We start from the raw sequence: 19,779 nt of genomic DNA on the forward strand, positions 1-19,779 counted from the left end.
TTATATTAATTCTAAATAAAATGATAAAAATCATAAAGTTTGCTAATTTAGAATAAGTAAAAATAATAACTTTGCAAAAATTATTTATAACAATGAAGAAAGTAATTGTAAGTGCTGTGGTTTTGGTTTCCACGTTGGCTTATGCTCAAGAGAACGATACAATAAAGTCAAATAATATTGAGGAAGTTATTGTTAACGGTTATATTACTAAAAATATAGAATCTGCAAACAAAATGCCTCTTAAAGATATTGAAAATCCTCAGGTTTATAATACTGTTAATAAAAATGTTCTAAAAGAACAGGTTGTTACCAACTTCAATGATGCTCTTAAAAATGTAACTGGTATTACGCGACTTTGGGAATCTACAGGTAGAGGGAATGATGGTGGAGAATATTACACAATGCGAGGCTTTTCTCTTCAGCCAACTTTGGTAAACGGAATGCCTAGCTTAGCTAACGGAACTTTAGATCCTGCAGGTATTGAAATCATCGAAGCAATAAAGGGACCTTCCGGAACTTTGTATGGCGGAAGTGTAATTTCTTATGGCGGTATGATAAACGTTGTAACAAAAAAGCCTTACAATCATTTTGGTGGTGAAGTTAATTATGTGAACGGAAGCTATGGATTGAATAGAATAACAGCCGATGTGAATACGCCACTTAGCAAAAACCTTTTTGCTAGAGTGAATACAGCTTATCAGAAAAACAATACTTTTCAAGACGCTGGTTTTAGCGAATCTTTCTACCTCGCTCCATCTGTGAAGTTTGTTGCGAATGACAGATTGACTTTTAATATAAACTCAGAGTTTAAAAATTCTGAGTCGGCAAACGCACCGATGATTTTCTTAAACAGAAATCTTCCGCTAACATATTATTCTATTGGCGTTTTCAAAGAAAATTATAAGAAATCATACACCAATGATGATTTAACAATGAATAACTCTAGTTTCAATCTTCAAGCAGTGGCGGATTACAAAATTTCTGATAATTGGATATCAAAAACAATCCTTTCAAAAAGTAATACTAAAACAGATGGTTACTATCATTATCTATACGATCAATCAAACGGAAAAGACTTTACAAGATATATTGCCAATGTAGGAGGTGAGACAAATACTACTGGAATTCAGCAAAACTTTGTGGGAAATTTCAATTTTGGAAATATTAAAAATAAATTACTTGTTGGTTTCGATTATTTTCAAAGAGATTTCGTACAGGGAGGAACTGGTTGGATCAGTTATGGGGTTGTAGATATCGTAAACCAGACTGATACAAAAGCCGCTTTTTTAACTAAGGGATCTGTTGATAACGCCATAGTGGCAGCTGGAGAATTTGCTGGACAGGAAATTGGTCATGCTGAAGCAAAAATTTACAGTGCTTACGTATCAGATGTTGTAAATATTCTTCCAAATCTATCAGCAATGTTAAGCCTTCGATTAGATCATTTTACCGGAATGGCAACCGCTTACGCTACAGATAACTCAAAAGAAAAAACTACACTTTCCCCCAAATTAGGTTTGGTGTATCAGCCAATTCAAGACAAAGTTTCGATTTTTGGTAACTATATGAATGGTTTCCGAAATGTTGATCCTTCGACAATTCAAATTACTGATGATCTCGGAAATGTTTTGAGCAGTGAACTTCGCTATTTTGATCCTGAACACGCCAATCAATGGGAAGTTGGTACAAAAGCAAATTTAGCTGGCGACAAATTCTCAATTACTGCAAGTTATTACAATATCAATGTAAAAAACAAAGTGATGGGTAATGGCATAAATGTAAATCAAGGTGGAGAAGTAGACAGCAAAGGTTTTGAGGTAAGTGTTTTGGGAAGTCCAATTCCTGGGATGAACTTAATTGCTGGATACAGCTACAACGACAGTAATGTTGTAAAAGGCGACGAAGGATATCCTGGAAACAGAACAGAAGATTCAGGTCCTAAAAATCTAATCAACTTCTGGGGAACTTACAAAATACAGCAAGGAGTTCTTAAAAACTTCGGACTTGGTTTTGGAGGGAATTCTGCCAGCAGATTTTATACGCTGAACAGAGGTAACATTGGTGCTTTCCCACTTCCAAGTTACATCATCATGAACTCTTCACTTTCTTATACAGAAGATAAATACAGCATCATTTTGAAACTGGACAACATTGCCAACAAGAAATATTTCTCTGGATGGTCTACAGTTACACCACAAAGACTTAGAACTTTGTCTTTAAGCTTAAATTACAAATTCTAAAAATAAAAAACCTAAGTTTGCCGCTTAGCTTTTTCAAGATTTATGAGGAAAAAACACCATCATAAGAAGAAACCTGGTTTCTTTAAAACTTGGTCAGCCAAACTGCATTTGTGGTTTGGCTTGTCCATTGGTACGCTGATTTTTATTATTGCGATTACTGGCGCATTGTTCGTTTTCAAGGATGAGGTAGAAAATTTTTCCAGAAAAGAATACATCTACCACCACGAGCAGAATATTGATCAAAAACAAATTCTTCCGATCCGTGTGATGGAAAAATTGGTAAATGAGCAGACCAAAGAAAAATATCCGATCCACTGGGTGAATGTCCCGATTGATAAAACAATGTCCTATCAGTTCTACTGGTATGAGCATCAGCCGGATCAATGGAATTATTTTGATGAATTTCCGATTTATAAATTAGCTTACGTTAATCCTTATACTGGAAAAGTACTGAAAGTTTATGATGAGAAAAACGGATTCTTTGCCATTGTAAAATCCATCCACTGGAGTTTTCTTTTGAAACAAGATTGGGGAACTTATGTTGTTGGGATTCCGGTTATTATTTTCTTATTAATGCTTATCTCCGGAATTATTCTTTGGTGGCCGAAGAATAAATCTGCCAGAAAACAACGCTTCAAATTCCAATGGAAAGATACCACACGGTGGAAACGAAAGAACTATGATCTTCATAATGTCCTCGGGTTTTACTCATCTATTTTTGCTTTGATTCTTACAATCACAGGATTGTTTTACGCATTTTTTGTGGTTCAGGCGATGATCTATTATACTTTTTCCGGAGGCGAAACGGCTTATCCGGACTTTTCAAAGATCACGACCAAAGCACCGATTGAGATGAGAACCGACAAAACTTTGGACAAAATTTCGGACAAAGTGAAAGAGCTTTATCCTACAGCTTACGGTTTCAGTCTGGACCTTGGACATCCGCACATCGATGATCACGAGCATCCAAATTTCGAAGTTTACGTAAAACATTTGTCTTACTCATATCACAAAAGCAGCAGTTTGATCTTTGATGAGAATTCTGGAGAACTTCTTCACACACACGATCCAAAGGACAAAAATTTTGGAGAAAAAACGGTTGCTGCCAATTATGATATCCACGTCGGAGCGATTTTAGGTTTGCCAACAAAGATCATTGCATTTATTGTTAGTTTAATAATTGCCTCAATGCCAATCACCGGATTTATGATCTGGTGGGGAAGAAGAAAGAAAACACAGATAAAATAATTGATAAAAAAACCTGAATTTAATCATTCAGGTTTTATATAAATTTTAATTCATACTATTTTGGTATGAATTATTTATTTTTTACTTTTGCTCCTTATTTTTAACAAACTATGAGCAGAAATTCTTACTTCGTAAAAAAGTGGACATTCCTTTTTTTTACTTTTACATTCATCCATTCCTTCGCACAAAATTCTGTCTATGGGAAAATTTTGGATAGCATTAATAATAAATCAATCAGTTCCGTAAAGATCACTTCGAAGTCTGACAAAAATTTATCTGTACAAACCGATCAAAATGGAAATTTCACCTTAACTAATATTAATGATTTCCCTTTCGATTTTAAAATTCAGAAAAATGGTTTCGAGACCAGATCTTATTTAATCAAAGAAAATCCTACAGACACTTTATTCATAAAACTTCTGCCAAAAGACGTTGAAATCACAGAAGTCATCGTAACAGCAAGACGCCGTGAAGAAACCGCACAACAAGTTCCCATTCCAATCAATGTGATTTCCGGAAAAAAAGCTGAAGAAACTGGCGCCTTCAATGTTAATCGATTAAAAGAATTAGTCCCTTCGGTTCAGTTTTACAGTTCAACTCCCAGAAATACGAGCCTCAGCATTCGAGGTTTGGGTTCTACTTTTGGTTTGACGAATGACGGTTTGGATCCCGGCGTTGGTTTCTATGTCGATGGCGTTTACTATTCCAGACCCGCAGCTACAACTTTAGACTTTGTAGATATTGAAAGAATCGAGGTTTTACGTGGACCACAAGGAACTCTATTTGGAAAAAATACAACGGCCGGAACTTTCAATGTGACTACGAAACAGCCAAGTTTCACAACCGGCGGAACGGCTGAAATCAGTTACGGGAATTATGGTTTCATTCAGGCAAAGACTTCGGTAACCGGAGCTATTTCAGATAAATTTGCCAATCGTTTTTCAGCGTCAGGAACGCATCGGGACGGAACAATTTATAATTCCAGAACCAATCAGGAGCTTAATGATATTAATTCTATCGCAATCAGAGATCAGTTATTATACAAACCGAATGAAAATCTGAAATTCATATTAACCGGAGATTACAACAGATTAAGAGCAAATGGTTATGCTCAGGTAATTGCTGGCGTTGTAACCACAAAAAGAGCAGCTTACAGACAATTCAATAATATTATTTCCGACCTCGGATATACACTTCCAGCAATCGATCCTTTCAACAGAACTGTCGATACAGACACGCCTTGGAAAGCTGAGCAAGATATGGGCGGATTATCATTAAATGCAGAATATACTTTAGGAAAAGGAAAGATTGTCTCCACCTCAGCGTGGCGTTTCTGGAACTGGAATCCATCAAATGACAGAGATTTTACAGGACTTTCGGCTTTGGCAAAATCACAGGCACCCAGCAAGCATCAGCAATGGAGTCAGGAAATCCGCTGGTCAGGAAACTTTAACGAAAATCTAAGCGGTGTTTTTGGCGTATTCGGAATTTGGCAAAGATTAAGAGCCGACGAAAACGGACAAATTGAAGAAGCCGGAAAAGATCAATGGCGGTTTTCTCTTGCATCAACGAATCAGGCTGTCATTAACCAGTGGAAAACGCCTGGATTATTGGAAGGTTATGGCATCAAATCTTATCCAAGTCTTAATTCCTTCAGTGGTGCAGCTTACGGTCAGTTGGATTGGAGTTTTACTGATAAATTAAGTTTGCTTCCCGGAATACGTATCAATTATGATAAGAAAGAGATTGATTTCAAAAGAATCACTTACGGTGGTTTGCAAACCAATGATCCGGCTTTGATCGCTTTGAAGAATTCCGTTTACAGCAATCAGGAATTCAATGCATCAATTGATGACACCAACTTTTCCGGACAACTGACTTTAGCTTTTAAACCAACAAAAAATTACAATCTTTTCGGAACATTTTCAACGGGATTCAAACCAGTCGGACTTAATCTTGGCGGACTTCCAACGAATCCAGACGGAACAGCAATGACAGAACTTGCAGTTGTAAAGCCGGAACGAATTTTACATTATGAACTGGGTTTAAAATCTCAGCCATTTAAAAATTTCATTTTTAATTTAACTGTTTATAATTCAAGCATCAAAGATTATCAGGTTCAGGTTCAGGCGACTGATCTTCAGATCAATAGAGGCTATCTTGCCAATGCAGAAAAAGTTAGAGTTCGCGGCATTGAAACTGATCTTTCTTATACCTTCAGCAATTTATATTTCTATTCAAATCAGGCTTACACAGAAGCGATTTATAAAAAATTCACCAATGCGCCGCCAGCATTAGAAAATACGGGTGGACCAACTTTCGTGGATATTTCCGGAGGCGTTTTGCCGGGTGTTTCAAAATGGGCAGGTTCTACAGGAGGCGAAATTAATTTTTCAGGAAAATTCCTTAATTACAATGGTGATTATTTCTTTGCTTTGGACAGTTATTACCGTTCGACTTTTTCATCAAGTCCTACGCCGTCTCAGTTCTTGAATATTCCGGGTTACGCTTTATTTAATTCCAGATTCGGATTCCGAGTGAGACAAGGTGTCACCACTTATATTTGGGTAAGAAATATTTTCAACCGCGATTATTTTGAGCAATTGCTTCCGGGAGCTGGAAATGCCGGACATTATGCTGCAGTTTTAGGCGATCCGAGAACTTATGGCGTCACAATAAAATATAATTTCTAATTTTTAAAATTAACCAAATATTTAATTCATATTAAATTCCTTTTTTCTAAATTAGGGGTCTTAAAAATTCAATCGATGTCATTAATTGATTTATCACGACAAATCGCCATAGGTATAGATATTGGCGGAACCAACACCAAATTCGGTTTGGTAAACCACCGTGGAGAGATCCTCGCAAAAGGAAGTATAAAAACTGAAGAATACAGGCAGGTAGAAGATTTTATCGAAGCTTTGTATGTCAACATAAAACCTTTGATTGATGAGGTTTCCACCAACACAACTTTGGACGGAATCGGCGTTGGTGCCCCCAATGCAAATTACTACACCGGAACCATAGAATTGGCACCAAACCTTCCATGGAAAGGAGTGGTTCCGTTTGCCAAATTGATGACAGAAAAATTTGGCGTTCCCTGCAAAATGACCAATGATGCCAATGCTGCTGCACTTGGAGAAATGATGTTTGGAGCAGCAAGAGGAATGAAGGATTTCATTATGATCACACTAGGAACAGGCGTAGGAAGCGGAATCGTAGCCAGCGGAAGCCTGATCTACGGTCACGATGGATTTGCCGGAGAATTGGGACATACAGTTGTAAAACCCGGCGGAAGAAAACACTGGAGCACAGGTTCTGAAGGAAGCCTTGAAGCTTATGCTTCTGCTACCGGAATTGCTATTACTGCAAAAAAATTCCGTGCTGAGTTTCCGGATTCTATGCTGAATCAATATCCTGAAGAAACCATCAATTCTAAAACCGTACACGAATGTGCGAAAGCTGGCGACCCTACAGCAATAGAAGTTTTCCGTTATACAGGACAGAAATTAGGAGAAGCATTAGCAAACTTCGTAATGTTCTCTTCTCCAGAAGCAATATTATTATTCGGAGGTGTGATAAAAGCAGGAGATTTCTTATTGAAACCTACCAAATTACATATGGAAAGAAACCTGTTGCCAATTTTCAGATCAAAAGTAAAATTGGTTTTCAGTGAATTAGACGAAGCGGATGCAGCTATTCTTGGCGCAAGTGCCTTGGTCTGGGAAAATAAATAATTGTTATAGAGAAATCCTTTGATGCATCATTTTAATAGGAATAATATTTGCTATTAAGATGGAGGAAAATCAAAGGATTTTTCTTGCGCAAAATGAAACGTTATTTATTAATATTCTTAAGCTTTTTCCTAGTCAACTGTAATGGACAGGAGAAAAAATCAAAACCTTTAACAAATCAAAAAATGGATAAAAACAATTTGGAATATGCCACATTGGCAGGCGGATGTTTTTGGTGTGTGGAGAGTTGTTTCCATATGCTGAAGGGTGTAGAATCTGTAACTTCTGGATACTCAGGAGGTAAGAAAGATAATCCTACTTACGAAGAAGTTTCTACAGGCACAACCGGTCACGCGGAAGTGGTAGAAATCGCATTTGACCCGAAAGTTATTTCTTTCAAACAATTATTGGAAGTATTCTGGTTTCTTCATAATCCTACAACGCTAAACAGACAAGGAAACGATATTGGAACACAGTACAGATCTGCAATTTTTTATCATTCCGACAAACAAAAGCAGGAAGCAGAAGAGTCTATGAAAGAGTCTGAAGCAAAAGGAGAATGGAACGGAAAATATGTAACAGAAATTGTTCCTTTCAAAAAATTCTGGTCAGCGGAAGCTTACCACCAAGGATATTACAACGCCAATCCAAACCAGCCTTATTGTAGTGCTGTAGTCGGACCAAAGATCCAAAAATTCAAAAAACATTTTGGGGAATTGGGTTGGTTACAAGAAAAAGTGGAGCAATAAGCTCCACTTTTTTATTTTAGAATAATTTGTTAATCTTTATTTCCACGCTTGGTTGCGCTTGTCTTCAGATCTTTTTCTTCCATTATCAACATTATAAGCAAAACCAATTCCCAGAGTTTGCTTCAGCTGGGTTTTCTTGATCTGATTGTGATCATACAAAAGATCTAAAGTGACATTTGTAGAGATATATCTATTAACTTTCAAATTAAGAATTCCGGCGTATGAAAGCACCAATCTCTCGGGATGATCCAGATAATTTGAGAAAACTGAAGCATTATTCTGCAACGTAATATTTTCCATCAGCTTCACTTTGTATTGAGCAGTTACCAGGAATCCAAATTGGAAAAGCATAGAATCGCCATCGCTTTTCAAACCATAATTGCCGGCCCATTGCAAATCCTTATCCATCACAAAAGTGAATCTCGCATTTGCAGGCCTCAAAGTCATTGTGAAATTATCACTGGGTTTATAAGTAAAACCCGCACCAACATTCACATAACCCGGTGACATAAAGTTAGAGATTTTTTTTGCTTCGGGATTGTTCCCATCTGCATATCCCGGCGCAAACTGAGAAATCAATCCTGCACCAACAGATGCGTACCAATCTCCTGAAATCTTACGACCATAGTTGGTAGAAATATTAATGACGTCCTGCGTTTTTCTGTTCCCAACGCCTTGCGTGTTATTCATTCCGTAACCCAGAATGACAATGTTCTCCCAAAGATCCTTATCTTTTTCGTAAGTCAGATTGTAGTTCACACCTGCTTGCCAGCCAAGATTATTGGCGCCGCCGGCAACCCAATTGGAGAATGCTGATTGGTTGAGCATTAGCGTATTTTGTCCCACAACAGACCATGCTTTTATGGAATCCTGAGCAGGTTTGTCCTGCGCAAAAGTACTGAAAGCCGCAAGGAGGCTTCCTAAAATAATTGTTTTTTTCATCATTGTGCATTATTTAAGTTGGTTAATTTACAAAAGGTTTTATGACACCAGTTGTTGTATCTCTGTCCACTTTATAGCCGAGATTATAAGTAATCCCAAATCCTAAAGTCTGTTTTCTCTGTAGTCTTTTGATTTGATCGTGATCATAAATCATATCGATCGTCACAACACCAGAAATATATTTGTTGAATTTCAGATTCAAAGCGCCGCTGTAATTGATATCTACTCTTTCCGTATGCTCCAGATAATTGCTGAAGAAGTTGACCTGATTCACATAGGTAATGTCTTTATAAATCTTGATTTTGTAAAGAATATTCAGCATTGCACCAAGCTCCGCTCGCATAGATTGGCCATCTCTTTCCAAACCATACAATCCTTTCATTTGAAGTTTGTCATCAAGAACAAAGGTAAATTTGCCATTCAACGGGCGCAAAATCACCTGAAAATTATCATTGGGATTGTAGGAAAAACCAAGACCCACATTCAGATAACCAGGTGCCATAAATTTAGAAATCCGATCATCAAACAACGGATCTGGCGTATTGGCATAATTAAATCCTGGCGTAAACTGTGACAAAAACTGAAAACCTGTAGATAAATAATAATGTTGTGCTAATTCATAACCATAATTCGTCATAATATTAATGTAATCATCTGTCTTTCTGGTAGATTGTCCGGTGGAAGACACAAATCCGTAACCTAGCTGGATATTATTATCAAGATAGTGTCTGTTTTTTTTATAGACAATATTATAATTTACCTTTCCGATCACGCCAATATTGTTATTTCCTCCCGCATACCAATTCGCAAACGATGATTGATTAAAAACTAAGCTGTTCTGGCCAAAGAAAAACCAACGTTTCAGTATCGGTAAATTAAGGATTGATGAAGGCGTAAGCGGGCTCGTATCTTCCGTATTGGAAACAATGATGGTATTATTGGAAAGCTGTACAGAATCTTTCTTTAATGATCTGATATCAACGATTTTTGGATTGGACAAGCTATCAATATCAATGGCCGTAGAATCCCATCTTCTTTGAGCAATCGAGTCAATCAATTTCTGATAATCAGTAATTTGAGCTTTAGAAAAAAAGACCATTACAACCGCAAAAAACACCAATACCTTTTTCATTAATAACAAATTTTCAACAAAAATAATAAAACTTAATTTTTAAAAAACGGACTTTATAACCAAATTCTCAAATATTCACTTCTTTTTTGAGGACAAAATTACCTTTTCTTCAAAATGGCTGTAAAATTGCGATTCTCAAATCCATGTTTTTGAAAACCTTTCATTTAAGATCATTTTTTGTTCCCATCGTCATGCTGGCATTGATGTGGGGCTTTTTCCTGCTTCAGAATCTTGGATTTTTCGGAGGCTGCTATGGTGCCATTATCCCACTTGTGCCTCAGGGCTTGAGCGGAATTATATTTGCGCCCTTGCTGCACGGCAGTCTGGATCACATCCTTGGAAACTCATTGCCGATAGCAATTCTTCTTTTCTTGTTGTTTGAGTTTTATCCGAAGATTGCCTTTAAGATTTTTTTGATTGGTTGGATTGCGTCAGGATTGTTGGTTTGGATGCTGCCGCCAATTGATATTATCACCGGACAATGGAATTACAGCTGTATCATCGGCGCTAGCGGATTGGTTTATATGTTGGCATTCTTCATTTTTTTCAGTGGTGTCTTCCGATGGAATATGAAATTGTTAACGGTTTCCTTGGTCGTTGCATTATATTACGGAAGTCTGATATGGGGAATTTTCCCGGAAGAGTTTTTCTCCAATTTACAGGAGCCAAGCAAAATCAGCTGGCAGTCTCATCTTGCAGGAAGTATCACGGGAATTATTCTGGCACTAATTTTTAGAAAACAAGGTGAAAAAAAAATAAGATACATCTGGGAATATCCTGAGTATTACAACGAAAGAGACGATAAATTGTGGCAGGAATATATCCAGAATCATCCGGAAGATTTTGAAGAATTACCTCAGTTCAAACAGGAAAATATCTGGCAATATCTGGATGAGATCCGGAAAAATGAAAAATAATTTCTAAATTGGTCATACACAAATGACCGTATGAATTCTGAAGAACATCTCTACATTCTAGCCTTAAAACAGTGCAAAAACATTGGCAATATCAACCTGAAAAAACTGATCAGCAGTATAGGATCAGCTAAAAAAGTTTGGGAATCTTCGCCAAAATCGTTAATCTCCGTATCCGGAATCGGGAAAAGCAGCATTCAGAATATTGGAAATAAAGAATTTCTGAAATCCGCTGAAAAAGAACTGAAATTCTGCGAAAAGCATGAGATCAAAATCATTTCTCAGGAAGAAAATCTCTATCCAAAACATCTTCTGAACTGTGATGATTCGCCGGTTATTTTATTTTACAAAGGTATTTTGAATAACGACCTGAATCCTGTAAGCATCGTTGGGACGAGAAAAATGACTGCTTACGGCAAGCACTTTATTCAGGAGTTGACTTCCGAATTATCCTCCTCAAATGTATGTACTATCAGCGGACTGGCTTTGGGTGCAGATTCCTGTGTTCACGAAGAATCACTTAAAAATGACATTCCAACAGTGGCTGTTTTAGCGCAAAGTCTGGACAAAATCTATCCTGCTTCCAACAAAAATCTAGCTAAGAAAATCATCGAAAACAACGGGGCACTTATCACGGAATATGCTTCGTATGAAGGCATGGCAAAAGAGAATTTCCTGCAACGTAACAGAATCATTGCGGGATTTTCGCCACATTTGATCGTGGTAGAAACGGCTTATGGTGGTGGATCTGTGACTACGGTTACGGCGGCCAATCAATATAACAGAGATGTTTTCGCATTGCCAGGGAAAATTACTGATGTCTATAGCCAAGGCTGTAATCATTTGATAGCGAATAACAAAGCTGAAACTATTGTCGATATAAAAACGCTCGTCAAAAATCTGAATTTAACACCTCAACCAGAATTATTTCCGAAAGAAGAAACCAGAATTGAGATGGATCCTGATAAAAAAGAACATCATAAAATACTGGAAATCATTACGGATAATAAAAATATTTCTCTGGACATATTAGCAGAAAAGTCGGGCATTCTTCATCACAAAATGTTGCCCATTCTTCTTGATCTTGAGTTATACGGCTATATCAAATGTCTTTCCGGACGACTATATCAGTTAAGTTAGGAAAACATACATTTCGGAAATTTGAATTAATTTAATATTAAATTAAACAATCCTTAATACAAAAGACGTAATTATACATTATGCAAAAAAGTTAATTGATATAAATGAATTATCAATAAAAATCAAAATATTACTTGCGAAATTCGAAAAAGAATTTAAATTTGTTGTCATAATTGTAGAACAATGGAATTATTTAACGTTGAAGAAAAGATTCAGGAATTTATGGCGAAGATCGAAGCCAAAAATCCTAACGAACCCGAATTTATCCAAGCTGTAAAAGAAGTTGCGGTCACCGTAATTCCTTTCATTGCTACGAAAAAAGAATATACCGGAATGAAACTTCTGGAGAGAATGGCTGAGCCGGAAAGAGTGATCATTTTCCGCGTGCCGTGGATAGATGACAAAGGCGAGATCCAGGTAAACAGAGGCTTCAGAATCCAAATGAATTCTGCAATTGGTCCTTACAAAGGGGGTATCAGATTCCATCCAACCGTAAATCTTAGTGTTTTAAAATTCTTGGCATTTGAGCAAACTTTCAAAAACTCACTTACAACTTTGCCAATGGGCGGTGGAAAAGGAGGTTCTGATTTTGACCCACAAGGAAAATCGGATATGGAAGTGATGCGTTTCTGTCAGGCATTTATGATGGAACTTTGCAAACACATCGGTCCTGAAACGGACGTTCCTGCCGGAGATATTGGTGTTGGCGCAAGAGAAATCGGATATCTTTTCGGAATGTACAAAAAAATCAGAAACGAATTTACCGGAGTTTTGACTGGTAAAGGCTTGGCTTATGGTGGATCATTAATCCGTCCGGAAGCAACTGGTTATGGCGTTGTTTACTTCGCTGAGCAAATGTTGAAAACCATTAATGAGACAATCGCTGGGAAAACAGTTGTGGTTTCAGGATTTGGAAATGTGGCTTGGGGCGTTATCAAAAAAATCAATGATCTTGGTGGTAAAGTCGTGACTATTTCTGGTCCAGACGGTTACATCTACGATAAAGACGGGATCTCAGGAGAAAAAATCGAATATTTGTTAGAATTGAGAGCAACTGGAAATAACAGAGCTGAAGATTATGCTGTAAAATATCCGGAAGCACAATTCTTCGCAGGGAAAAGACCTTGGGAAGTAAAATGCGATATTGCGTTCCCTTCTGCGACTCAAAATGAGTTGGATCTGGAGGATGCAAAAGTTTTGGTGGCAAACGGTTGTCTATGTGTAACTGAAGCAGCAAATATGCCTTCGACACTGGATGCAATCAATTATTTCCTTGATAATAAAGTGTTGTTCTCTCCAGGAAAAGCGTCCAACGCTGGTGGTGTTGCCACTTCAGGTTTGGAAATGACACAGAACTCCATCAGACTAAACTGGACTTCTGAAGAAGTAGATGCAAGACTGAAAGAAATTATGATCGGCATCCACAAAGCTTGTAGAGATTATGGAAAAGAAGAAGATGGTTATGTCAACTACGTGAAAGGTGCGAATATCGCTGGCTTCGTAAAAGTGGCTGAAGCAATGTTGGCTCAAGGTGTAGTTTAATTAAGATTCTAGAAGTTAGATTTTAGAAATTAGAATCTAAACTTTCATCATAAAAAAGCAGCTAAATTATTTAGCTGCTTTTTGTTTTATTTAGGAATAATATTACTTCGGTAAACCTCTCTTCAAAGCGTAATTTGCACGTTCGATTGCTTTCTTCTCTTTCCAGTTCATGTATTGTCCTTTGAATTTGGTTTTCATAAAATTATCAAAACCTCTCTGAACCGTAAGATTCCAAAGCGAATTAACTTTCACACCCCAACTTTTGTCCCAAGCTCGCAGAGACAATGAAAAACTCCCATCAAGATATTTCATCCAGTGCCACCAGCCGGTCGGCATGAAAAGTGTATCGCCGTGCTCCAGAAAACATTCGATGCCCTGAACGCCGTCTAAGGCAGGGAATTTTTCAAAATCCGGATGCTCTATGTCAAAATCCTCCAAAGCATAAGTCGCGTATGGAAGACAGTACAAACGATCTTTCCATTTTTGTTCGAAAAGCAAAACATGTTTTCTTCCGTTGAAATGCGTGTGGAAAATATGAGCAAGATCGATATCAAAATGTAAAAAAGTCACAGAACTTTCTCCACCGAAAAACATACTTGGATATTTGTCCAGAAAACCACCCATCAATTCTTTTGGAGGGATGTAATCTTTCAGAATATCTGGTGCATGTTTTATTGGATCGAAGAAGAAAATCCTGAGATCTGTAGGCTCCCTTTGGATGAGATCGATATAATCAGCGAATTTCATCTCCGTAGTTGGCGTATTGATAGGCGCCGCAGGATCAGCTTTGGCACTGTCGTACAAAGGAACCGTCACGTCTCCCACCACTTCTTTGATGTAGTCCATTGTCCATTTTTTGTAGGCTGGCCAATTCTTCGCCATATTTTTGATGACAACAGGTTTGCGCGGTTTCAGATACTTTTCGTAAAAATCTTCCTTGCTTATATCATCTACAATATCAATCGGTTTTAAAATAACTCCCATGTTAATCTAATATTAAGAAACAAATTTATTAAATTTTAGTCTTCATTATCTATAATTATTTTAAATAATCGAATATGATGTTATAAATGAATAATTATAATTTATTCATCGAATCATTATCAATTAAAGAATATCAGAGATTTAACTTTCATCTTTTTATGAACTCCAACAAAAAGTTTGTAACATTTTACAAGTTCCTTTTACTAATACTTTAGTGATACATTTAAAACTATGAAAAAACTTCTATCTTTCTTTTTCGTACTTGCTTTTTCTTTAATCGTTTTTGCACAAAAAACCGTGACGGGAATAATAACTGATGCCGACGGAAAAGCGCTTGCAAGCGCAAGTGTAACCATTGAAGAACCTGGGAAAAACGCCATACTTGCTTATGGGATTTCCAATGCAAAAGGAGAATATAAGGTAAGTTTTACCTCTGCGGAAAGCAATCTGGATTTGAAAATCAAGGCTTTCAATCAAAAACCAATTACGCAATCCATCAAAAATGATGATCAGAAACTTAATTTTTCTTTGGATTCTCAGGCAACTGAAATCCAGGAAGTAAGATTAAAAACCAAATTAATTACCAAAAAAGGAGACACCATTTCTTACGATCTCAAATCTTTTGAAAATAAAAATGATCGAACGCTTGCCGATGTTTTGAAGAAAATTCCGGGAATCGAAGTGAATAAAGATGGAACAGTTCTATATCAGGGCGAAGCAATTAACAAATTCTATGTCAACGGAAAAGACCTGATGGAAGGCGGTTATGGAACCATAAACAACTCACTCCCGAAAGACGCTGTTTCCAAAGTAGAAGTTCTGGAAAACCACCAGCCTGTAAGTATTTTGAGAGATAAAGTTCCTTCCGATCAGGCAGCACTTAATATTAAACTTAAAAAATCTGTGACGATGACCGGTCGTGGCGAAGTTGGCGCAGGATTCAGTCCATTACTTTGGAATGTGAAACTGACGCCGATGTTCTTCGGACAGAAAAACCAATGGGTTGTGAATTACAAAGCCAATAACAACGGAGAAAGTGTTGAAAAAGAAGGCAATTTATTGAGTTTTGGAAGCCGCTGGGAAGGCAGAAGATCTCAGACTTCACAAAAATCCTGGACCAATGTAGAAACTGCCGGAACGCCAGATGTTCCTGAAAAAAGATATTTGCTCAATAATGTACACTTCTTCTCAGCTAACCTCTTGACAAGCCCTTTCAAGAACAAAGAATGGGAACTGAAAGCGAATGTGAGTTATACAAATAACGATGTAGAAAGAGATTCTCACACCAAAACGGTTTATGATGATAATGAAATCAATGGAACACTTGCTGGAAGAACTTTAGAGCAATCCAGAAGCAATGATTTCTACACTAATGCTGCAAAAGCAGAATTAATTTTCACTAAAAATGCTAAGAAAGGTTTCTTTAAAAATACAACAACATGGAACGGATTCTGGAACGCCAATCGTGGTTTTTCTGAATTAGATACAAACGTTGATGCTTCACCATATATTTTTGGAAACCAATCTTTGGAATCACCTTCGGGAAGTTTTCAGAACTCATTGAGTACCATCATTCCCTGGAAAGATAAGCTGATCAATGTGATGAGTTATTTCAAATATCAAAGAGACAAGCAGACGATGAGTGTAAATCCTGCGAGTTATACCAATTTCTTTACAAATTTGAATACATCCAATGTTTTTGACACTTACAGACAACAAACACTTTCTGAGACGATGGAAATTAACCATTCCGCTTCGGTTGGATTTACTTTCAAAAAGTTGACAATTATTCCCGAGATTGGTCTTAACATGAACTTTAATAATCTGAAATCACTGTTAACCGGATCAGCTGGCGGAACGTATTACACTGTCAATAACCGTTCTCAGAATAATATTGATTGGAACGAGTTGACACCTTACACGCAAGTGGCTTTCAATTATAAATCTGACAGATTGAATATTAATTTAACAGTTCCGATAAATTTCTACAGCATCAAATATCAGGATAATCTTTACAACCAATTGACTGACAAGACGAAAACTGCTTTCGAACCTACATTCTTTGCAAGCTATGACTTTGCATCGTTCTTCAAGTATTGGGTTTTTGCCAATCAGAGTTATGATTTTGGGAATTTCGGATTTCTGTATGGCGGAGATTTGTTGACTTCCGCAGGAAATCTATCAAGAAGATATGTAACTGATTTGACAGATTCTCAAATGCCGGATTATCTCAGCAGAAATATCGGAACACGTTTGGAATACAGAAATCCGCTAAATAATCTTTTCTTTAACGTACGATACAACTACGGAACTTTGAAAAGGAATATTGCGGAAACATTTGATACAGCGGGCGGAATCGGTGGAACAATTGGAATTGTAGCGGTGGAAAATTCGACAAAATCTCAAAGTGAAAGTGCTGAGATTGGAAAATATTTACCAAAATTCAAAAGTAATATCTCGACAAGTTTTACCAATACAGATTCTAATTCTTTCAGTTTCTTCAACGGCAATTTCATCGAAAGTAAAAACAATATCCAGACTTGGGCAGCGAAGTTTAACAACGCTTATTTCAGTTGGTTAAGCGTGGATTACAATATCAGTATGAACTGGAGCAATAACAAAAACGTGACAAGTTCAAACTCTCAGAAAAACTCCGGCTGGAATCACAATCTTGCGGCTTACATCTATCCTTCCGAGAATCATACTTTTGGTTTCAACTGGGACAACAGCGTCACTTCTACCCAAGGCAACACTTATAAGAATCCATTCTACGACATTTCTTACCAGTACACTTGGGTTAAGAGAAAAATCGATTTCGAATTGAAGTGGCTGAATATTACAAACAGAAAAGTTTACGAAATCGTAAATGTGGATATTACCAGAGGATACACACAGACGCAGAGTTACAACATCCGTCCGAGCCAGTTTATGTTCACTGTAAAATTCAATTTCAAGTAACACACTATTTTAATTATACCAAAAAAGGTAGCATAAATTTTTGTCTGCCTTTTTATTTTTTTTAATTTTAAATCACTAAAAACTTAGTTATGAAAAAAACATTTTTATTTATGATGACTTGTTTGAGTTTACTTTCATTGGCTCAGGGAACAAGGATAATGTATGAGTACAAATTTGTATCAGATCTGGAGAAAAAAGATTCTGCAAATACGGAATTAATGTACTTAGATATTAAGAAAGACGGCAGCAAATTCTACAGCCGGCAGAAGTTCTACAGCGATTCTATCCGCGACGCTTATATCCAAAAACAATTGGCTTCCGGCGCAACCAATTTCACCTATAATGATAACAGTGCCGGAAAGGTAGAATATTCCGTCAGCAAATCTTATCCGGATTTCAAAGTCAATCTGCACACTGCAATTGGCCCAAATCGTTTCAATGTTTCTGATGCAAAAAAGATGGATTGGAAAATCCTTCCGGATAAAAAAAAGATTGACAAGTTCGATGTTCAGAAAGCGACTCTGGATTTTGGCGGAAGAATATGGACAGCTTGGTTCTCGCAGGATTTTCCTTTTCAGGATGGTCCGTATAAATTTCACGGATTGCCAGGTTTGATTTTGGAAATGGAGGATTCCACAGGAACGCACATTCTCAAGTTTGCCGGGAGCAAAAAATTTGATGAGATCGAAAAAATTGAGAAAAAAGATATTGAATCAACAGCTCCGGGCGGAAGAGTTGTGAGGTTTGGAAATATGGCAGGCGGAAAAGAACTGGAGGTTTCTGAAGAACAGTTTATCAAGCAGTGGAAAGAATATAAAAACGATCCGGTGAAAGATATGAGACAAAACCTATCCAGACCAGGCGTGAAGATGAAATTGAATATCAACGGAAAAGAAATGACAGATCCTGCAGAAATGCTGAGAAATATGGAGAAATTCCAAAAAGACCTCATCAAACAGAATAGCAACAAAATAGAACCTGCGCTTTATCCTTAGATTAATTAATAATCCATATTTTTATAGTCCTCTATTTGGAGGACTTTTTTATGCAAAAATTCAATCAACTACAATGAGTTATTTACCTAAACTTAAAAATATAAAAGCGTTTGTGTTCGATGTGGACGGCGTTTTCACAGATGGCAGCGTTTATCTTTTGCCCGACAAAAATATGAGCCGTGTGATGAGCGTCTTAGATGGCTATGCTGTGGTTCAATCCATCAAACAAGGCTATAAAATCGGAATCATCACAGGCGGAAACGATCCAATGGTACAAAACAGAATGGAATATTTGGGAATCAAAGATTATTATGCAAAATCTTCGCACAAGATTTCTGACTATGAAGATTTTAAATCGAAGTATAATTTGAAAAATTCTGAAATATTAATGATGGGCGACGATATTCCAGATATCGGAATTATGAAACTGGCGGAGATTTCTGCTTGCCCTGCCAACGCCGTTCCGGAAGTGAAAGCAATTTCAGATTATATTTCTCCGGTTTTTGGTGGGAAAGGTGCAGTCCGAGATGTTATAGAACAAGTGATGAAAGTACAGGGAAAATGGAATCTGGACGAAGAAACAAAATCAGCCTAGAAATCCGAAAATGAAATTATTACTAGCTTCCCAATCACCCAGGCGAAAAGAATTATTGTCTCAGCTTGGCTATCAATTCGAAACTGTATCAATCGATGTTGATGAATCTTATCCTTCACATTTATTACCAGAAAATATTGCGGAATATGTTTCCAATAAAAAGGCTTCGGCTTTCAAAGTCAATTCAGATGAAATTCTTTTGACTTCGGATACCATCGTGGCGTTAAATCAAAAAATTCTCCTTAAACCAAAAAATGAAGAAGGAGCTTTTGAGATGCTGAAAAATCTTTCCGGAAAAAAACATCAGGTTTACACCGCTTTTACAATCAAAACCATTGATAACGAGATCAGCAAAACAAGCAAAACAGATGTTGAGTTTTCTGAAATAAGCGATGATGAAATCAAGTTTTACATCAATCATTATAAACCTTTTGACAAGGCCGGATCTTACGGAATCCAGGAATGGCTGGGAATGGCAAAGATCAAAAACATCTCGGGATCTTTCTATGCGGTGATGGGTTTTCCTGTAGATCTCGTCTACGAAGAACTCAAAAAACTGAACTGCTTTCCGGAGAATTTTTAAAACTCAATTCTTTAGATAAT

15 protein-coding genes are annotated in these 19,779 nt (G+C 37.0%); 12 read left to right on the forward strand and 3 right to left on the reverse strand.

What is annotated here, in order from left to right; genetic code table 11:
* Window positions 1–92 precede the first annotated feature (92 nt).
* From OPU68_RS10540 to msrA, 5 genes are all read left to right on the forward strand, one after another.
* The gene (locus OPU68_RS10540) at window positions 93–2,240 is read left to right on the forward strand and encodes a TonB-dependent siderophore receptor (RefSeq protein ID WP_498473945.1); all 2,148 of its coding nucleotides are present in this window, start codon (window positions 93–95) and stop codon (window positions 2,238–2,240) included.
* Between the two features lie 42 nt (window positions 2,241–2,282).
* Window positions 2,283–3,488, forward strand: coding sequence for a PepSY-associated TM helix domain-containing protein (locus OPU68_RS10545; protein ID WP_498473946.1), 1,206 nt, complete (start codon window positions 2,283–2,285; stop codon window positions 3,486–3,488).
* 110 nt (window positions 3,489–3,598) lie between these two features.
* Complete coding sequence (locus OPU68_RS10550) at window positions 3,599–6,181, forward strand: TonB-dependent receptor (RefSeq protein WP_498473947.1); 2,583 nt, start codon at window positions 3,599–3,601, stop codon at window positions 6,179–6,181.
* A gap of 75 nt (window positions 6,182–6,256) precedes the next feature.
* Window positions 6,257–7,228 carry an ROK family protein gene (locus OPU68_RS10555; protein ID WP_498473948.1) on the forward strand — a complete coding sequence of 324 codons (972 nt, stop codon included), beginning with the start codon at window positions 6,257–6,259 and terminating at the stop codon, window positions 7,226–7,228.
* Window positions 7,229–7,320: 92 nt separating this feature from the next.
* The gene (msrA, locus tag OPU68_RS10560; protein ID WP_498473949.1) at window positions 7,321–7,974 is read left to right on the forward strand and encodes a peptide-methionine (S)-S-oxide reductase MsrA; all 654 of its coding nucleotides are present in this window, start codon (window positions 7,321–7,323) and stop codon (window positions 7,972–7,974) included.
* Between the two features lie 36 nt (window positions 7,975–8,010).
* On the opposite strand, the gene OPU68_RS10565 is transcribed toward msrA, so the two are convergent.
* Both OPU68_RS10565 and OPU68_RS10570 read right to left on the reverse strand, forming a co-directional pair.
* On the reverse strand, window positions 8,011–8,916 hold the full coding sequence (locus OPU68_RS10565) for a DUF3078 domain-containing protein (protein WP_498474173.1): 906 nt from the start codon (window positions 8,914–8,916) through the stop codon (window positions 8,011–8,013).
* A 22-nt stretch (window positions 8,917–8,938) separates the two neighbouring features.
* The gene (locus tag OPU68_RS10570) at window positions 8,939–10,048 is read right to left on the reverse strand and encodes a DUF3078 domain-containing protein (protein WP_498473950.1); all 1,110 of its coding nucleotides are present in this window, start codon (window positions 10,046–10,048) and stop codon (window positions 8,939–8,941) included.
* Window positions 10,049–10,191: 143 nt separating this feature from the next.
* On the opposite strand from OPU68_RS10570, the gene OPU68_RS10575 reads away from it, so the two are divergent.
* The 3 genes from OPU68_RS10575 (at window position 10,192) to gdhA (ending at window position 13,644) form a co-directional block, all read left to right on the forward strand.
* On the forward strand, window positions 10,192–10,965 hold the full coding sequence (locus OPU68_RS10575) for a rhomboid family intramembrane serine protease (protein WP_498474174.1): 774 nt from the start codon (window positions 10,192–10,194) through the stop codon (window positions 10,963–10,965).
* Window positions 10,966–10,995: 30 nt separating this feature from the next.
* The gene (gene dprA / locus OPU68_RS10580) at window positions 10,996–12,102 is read left to right on the forward strand and encodes a DNA-processing protein DprA (protein WP_498473951.1); all 1,107 of its coding nucleotides are present in this window, start codon (window positions 10,996–10,998) and stop codon (window positions 12,100–12,102) included.
* A 183-nt stretch (window positions 12,103–12,285) separates the two neighbouring features.
* Window positions 12,286–13,644, forward strand: a complete 1,359-nt coding sequence (gene gdhA / locus OPU68_RS10585) for an NADP-specific glutamate dehydrogenase (RefSeq protein ID WP_498473952.1) — start codon at window positions 12,286–12,288, stop codon at window positions 13,642–13,644.
* A gap of 102 nt (window positions 13,645–13,746) precedes the next feature.
* Here the strand turns inward: gdhA and OPU68_RS10590 are convergent, their stop codons facing one another.
* A complete protein-coding gene (locus tag OPU68_RS10590; RefSeq protein WP_498473953.1) occupies window positions 13,747–14,628 on the reverse strand; it encodes a cupin-like domain-containing protein in 882 nt (293 codons plus the stop codon).
* 231 nt (window positions 14,629–14,859) lie between these two features.
* Between OPU68_RS10590 and OPU68_RS10595 the strand changes: the two genes are divergently transcribed.
* From OPU68_RS10595 to OPU68_RS10610, 4 genes are all read left to right on the forward strand, one after another.
* Complete coding sequence (locus OPU68_RS10595; RefSeq protein WP_498473954.1) at window positions 14,860–17,586, forward strand: hypothetical protein; 2,727 nt, start codon at window positions 14,860–14,862, stop codon at window positions 17,584–17,586.
* 89 nt (window positions 17,587–17,675) lie between these two features.
* Window positions 17,676–18,581, forward strand: coding sequence for a GLPGLI family protein (locus OPU68_RS10600; protein WP_498473955.1), 906 nt, complete (start codon window positions 17,676–17,678; stop codon window positions 18,579–18,581).
* Window positions 18,582–18,654: 73 nt separating this feature from the next.
* Entirely contained in the window at window positions 18,655–19,176 is a 522-nt protein-coding gene (locus OPU68_RS10605; RefSeq protein ID WP_498473956.1) for a KdsC family phosphatase, read from the forward strand.
* A gap of 10 nt (window positions 19,177–19,186) precedes the next feature.
* Entirely contained in the window at window positions 19,187–19,759 is a 573-nt protein-coding gene (locus OPU68_RS10610; protein WP_498473957.1) for a Maf family nucleotide pyrophosphatase, read from the forward strand.
* The last annotated feature ends 20 nt before the right edge of the window (window positions 19,760–19,779 follow it).

The sequence above is a fragment of the Chryseobacterium sp. TB1-D10 genome, from assembly GCF_059803555.1.

What these genes read in the sequence shown, in the direction of transcription:
- OPU68_RS10540 (WP_498473945.1), top strand. Translation starts at nt 93, where the DNA reads ATGAAGAAAGTAATTGTAAGTGCTGTGGTTTTGGTTTCCACGTTGGCT.
- OPU68_RS10545 (WP_498473946.1), top strand. Translation starts at nt 2,283, where the DNA reads ATGAGGAAAAAACACCATCATAAGAAGAAACCTGGTTTCTTTAAAACT.
- OPU68_RS10550 (WP_498473947.1), top strand. Translation starts at nt 3,599, where the DNA reads ATGAGCAGAAATTCTTACTTCGTAAAAAAGTGGACATTCCTTTTTTTT.
- OPU68_RS10555 (WP_498473948.1), top strand. Translation starts at nt 6,257, where the DNA reads ATGTCATTAATTGATTTATCACGACAAATCGCCATAGGTATAGATATT.
- msrA (WP_498473949.1), top strand. Translation starts at nt 7,321, where the DNA reads ATGAAACGTTATTTATTAATATTCTTAAGCTTTTTCCTAGTCAACTGT.
- OPU68_RS10565 (WP_498474173.1), bottom strand. Translation starts at nt 8,916, where the DNA reads ATGAAAAAAACAATTATTTTAGGAAGCCTCCTTGCGGCTTTCAGTACT.
- OPU68_RS10570 (WP_498473950.1), bottom strand. Translation starts at nt 10,048, where the DNA reads ATGAAAAAGGTATTGGTGTTTTTTGCGGTTGTAATGGTCTTTTTTTCT.
- OPU68_RS10575 (WP_498474174.1), top strand. Translation starts at nt 10,192, where the DNA reads ATGTTTTTGAAAACCTTTCATTTAAGATCATTTTTTGTTCCCATCGTC.
- dprA (WP_498473951.1), top strand. Translation starts at nt 10,996, where the DNA reads ATGAATTCTGAAGAACATCTCTACATTCTAGCCTTAAAACAGTGCAAA.
- gdhA (WP_498473952.1), top strand. Translation starts at nt 12,286, where the DNA reads ATGGAATTATTTAACGTTGAAGAAAAGATTCAGGAATTTATGGCGAAG.
- OPU68_RS10590 (WP_498473953.1), bottom strand. Translation starts at nt 14,628, where the DNA reads ATGGGAGTTATTTTAAAACCGATTGATATTGTAGATGATATAAGCAAG.
- OPU68_RS10595 (WP_498473954.1), top strand. Translation starts at nt 14,860, where the DNA reads ATGAAAAAACTTCTATCTTTCTTTTTCGTACTTGCTTTTTCTTTAATC.
- OPU68_RS10600 (WP_498473955.1), top strand. Translation starts at nt 17,676, where the DNA reads ATGAAAAAAACATTTTTATTTATGATGACTTGTTTGAGTTTACTTTCA.
- OPU68_RS10605 (WP_498473956.1), top strand. Translation starts at nt 18,655, where the DNA reads ATGAGTTATTTACCTAAACTTAAAAATATAAAAGCGTTTGTGTTCGAT.
- OPU68_RS10610 (WP_498473957.1), top strand. Translation starts at nt 19,187, where the DNA reads ATGAAATTATTACTAGCTTCCCAATCACCCAGGCGAAAAGAATTATTG.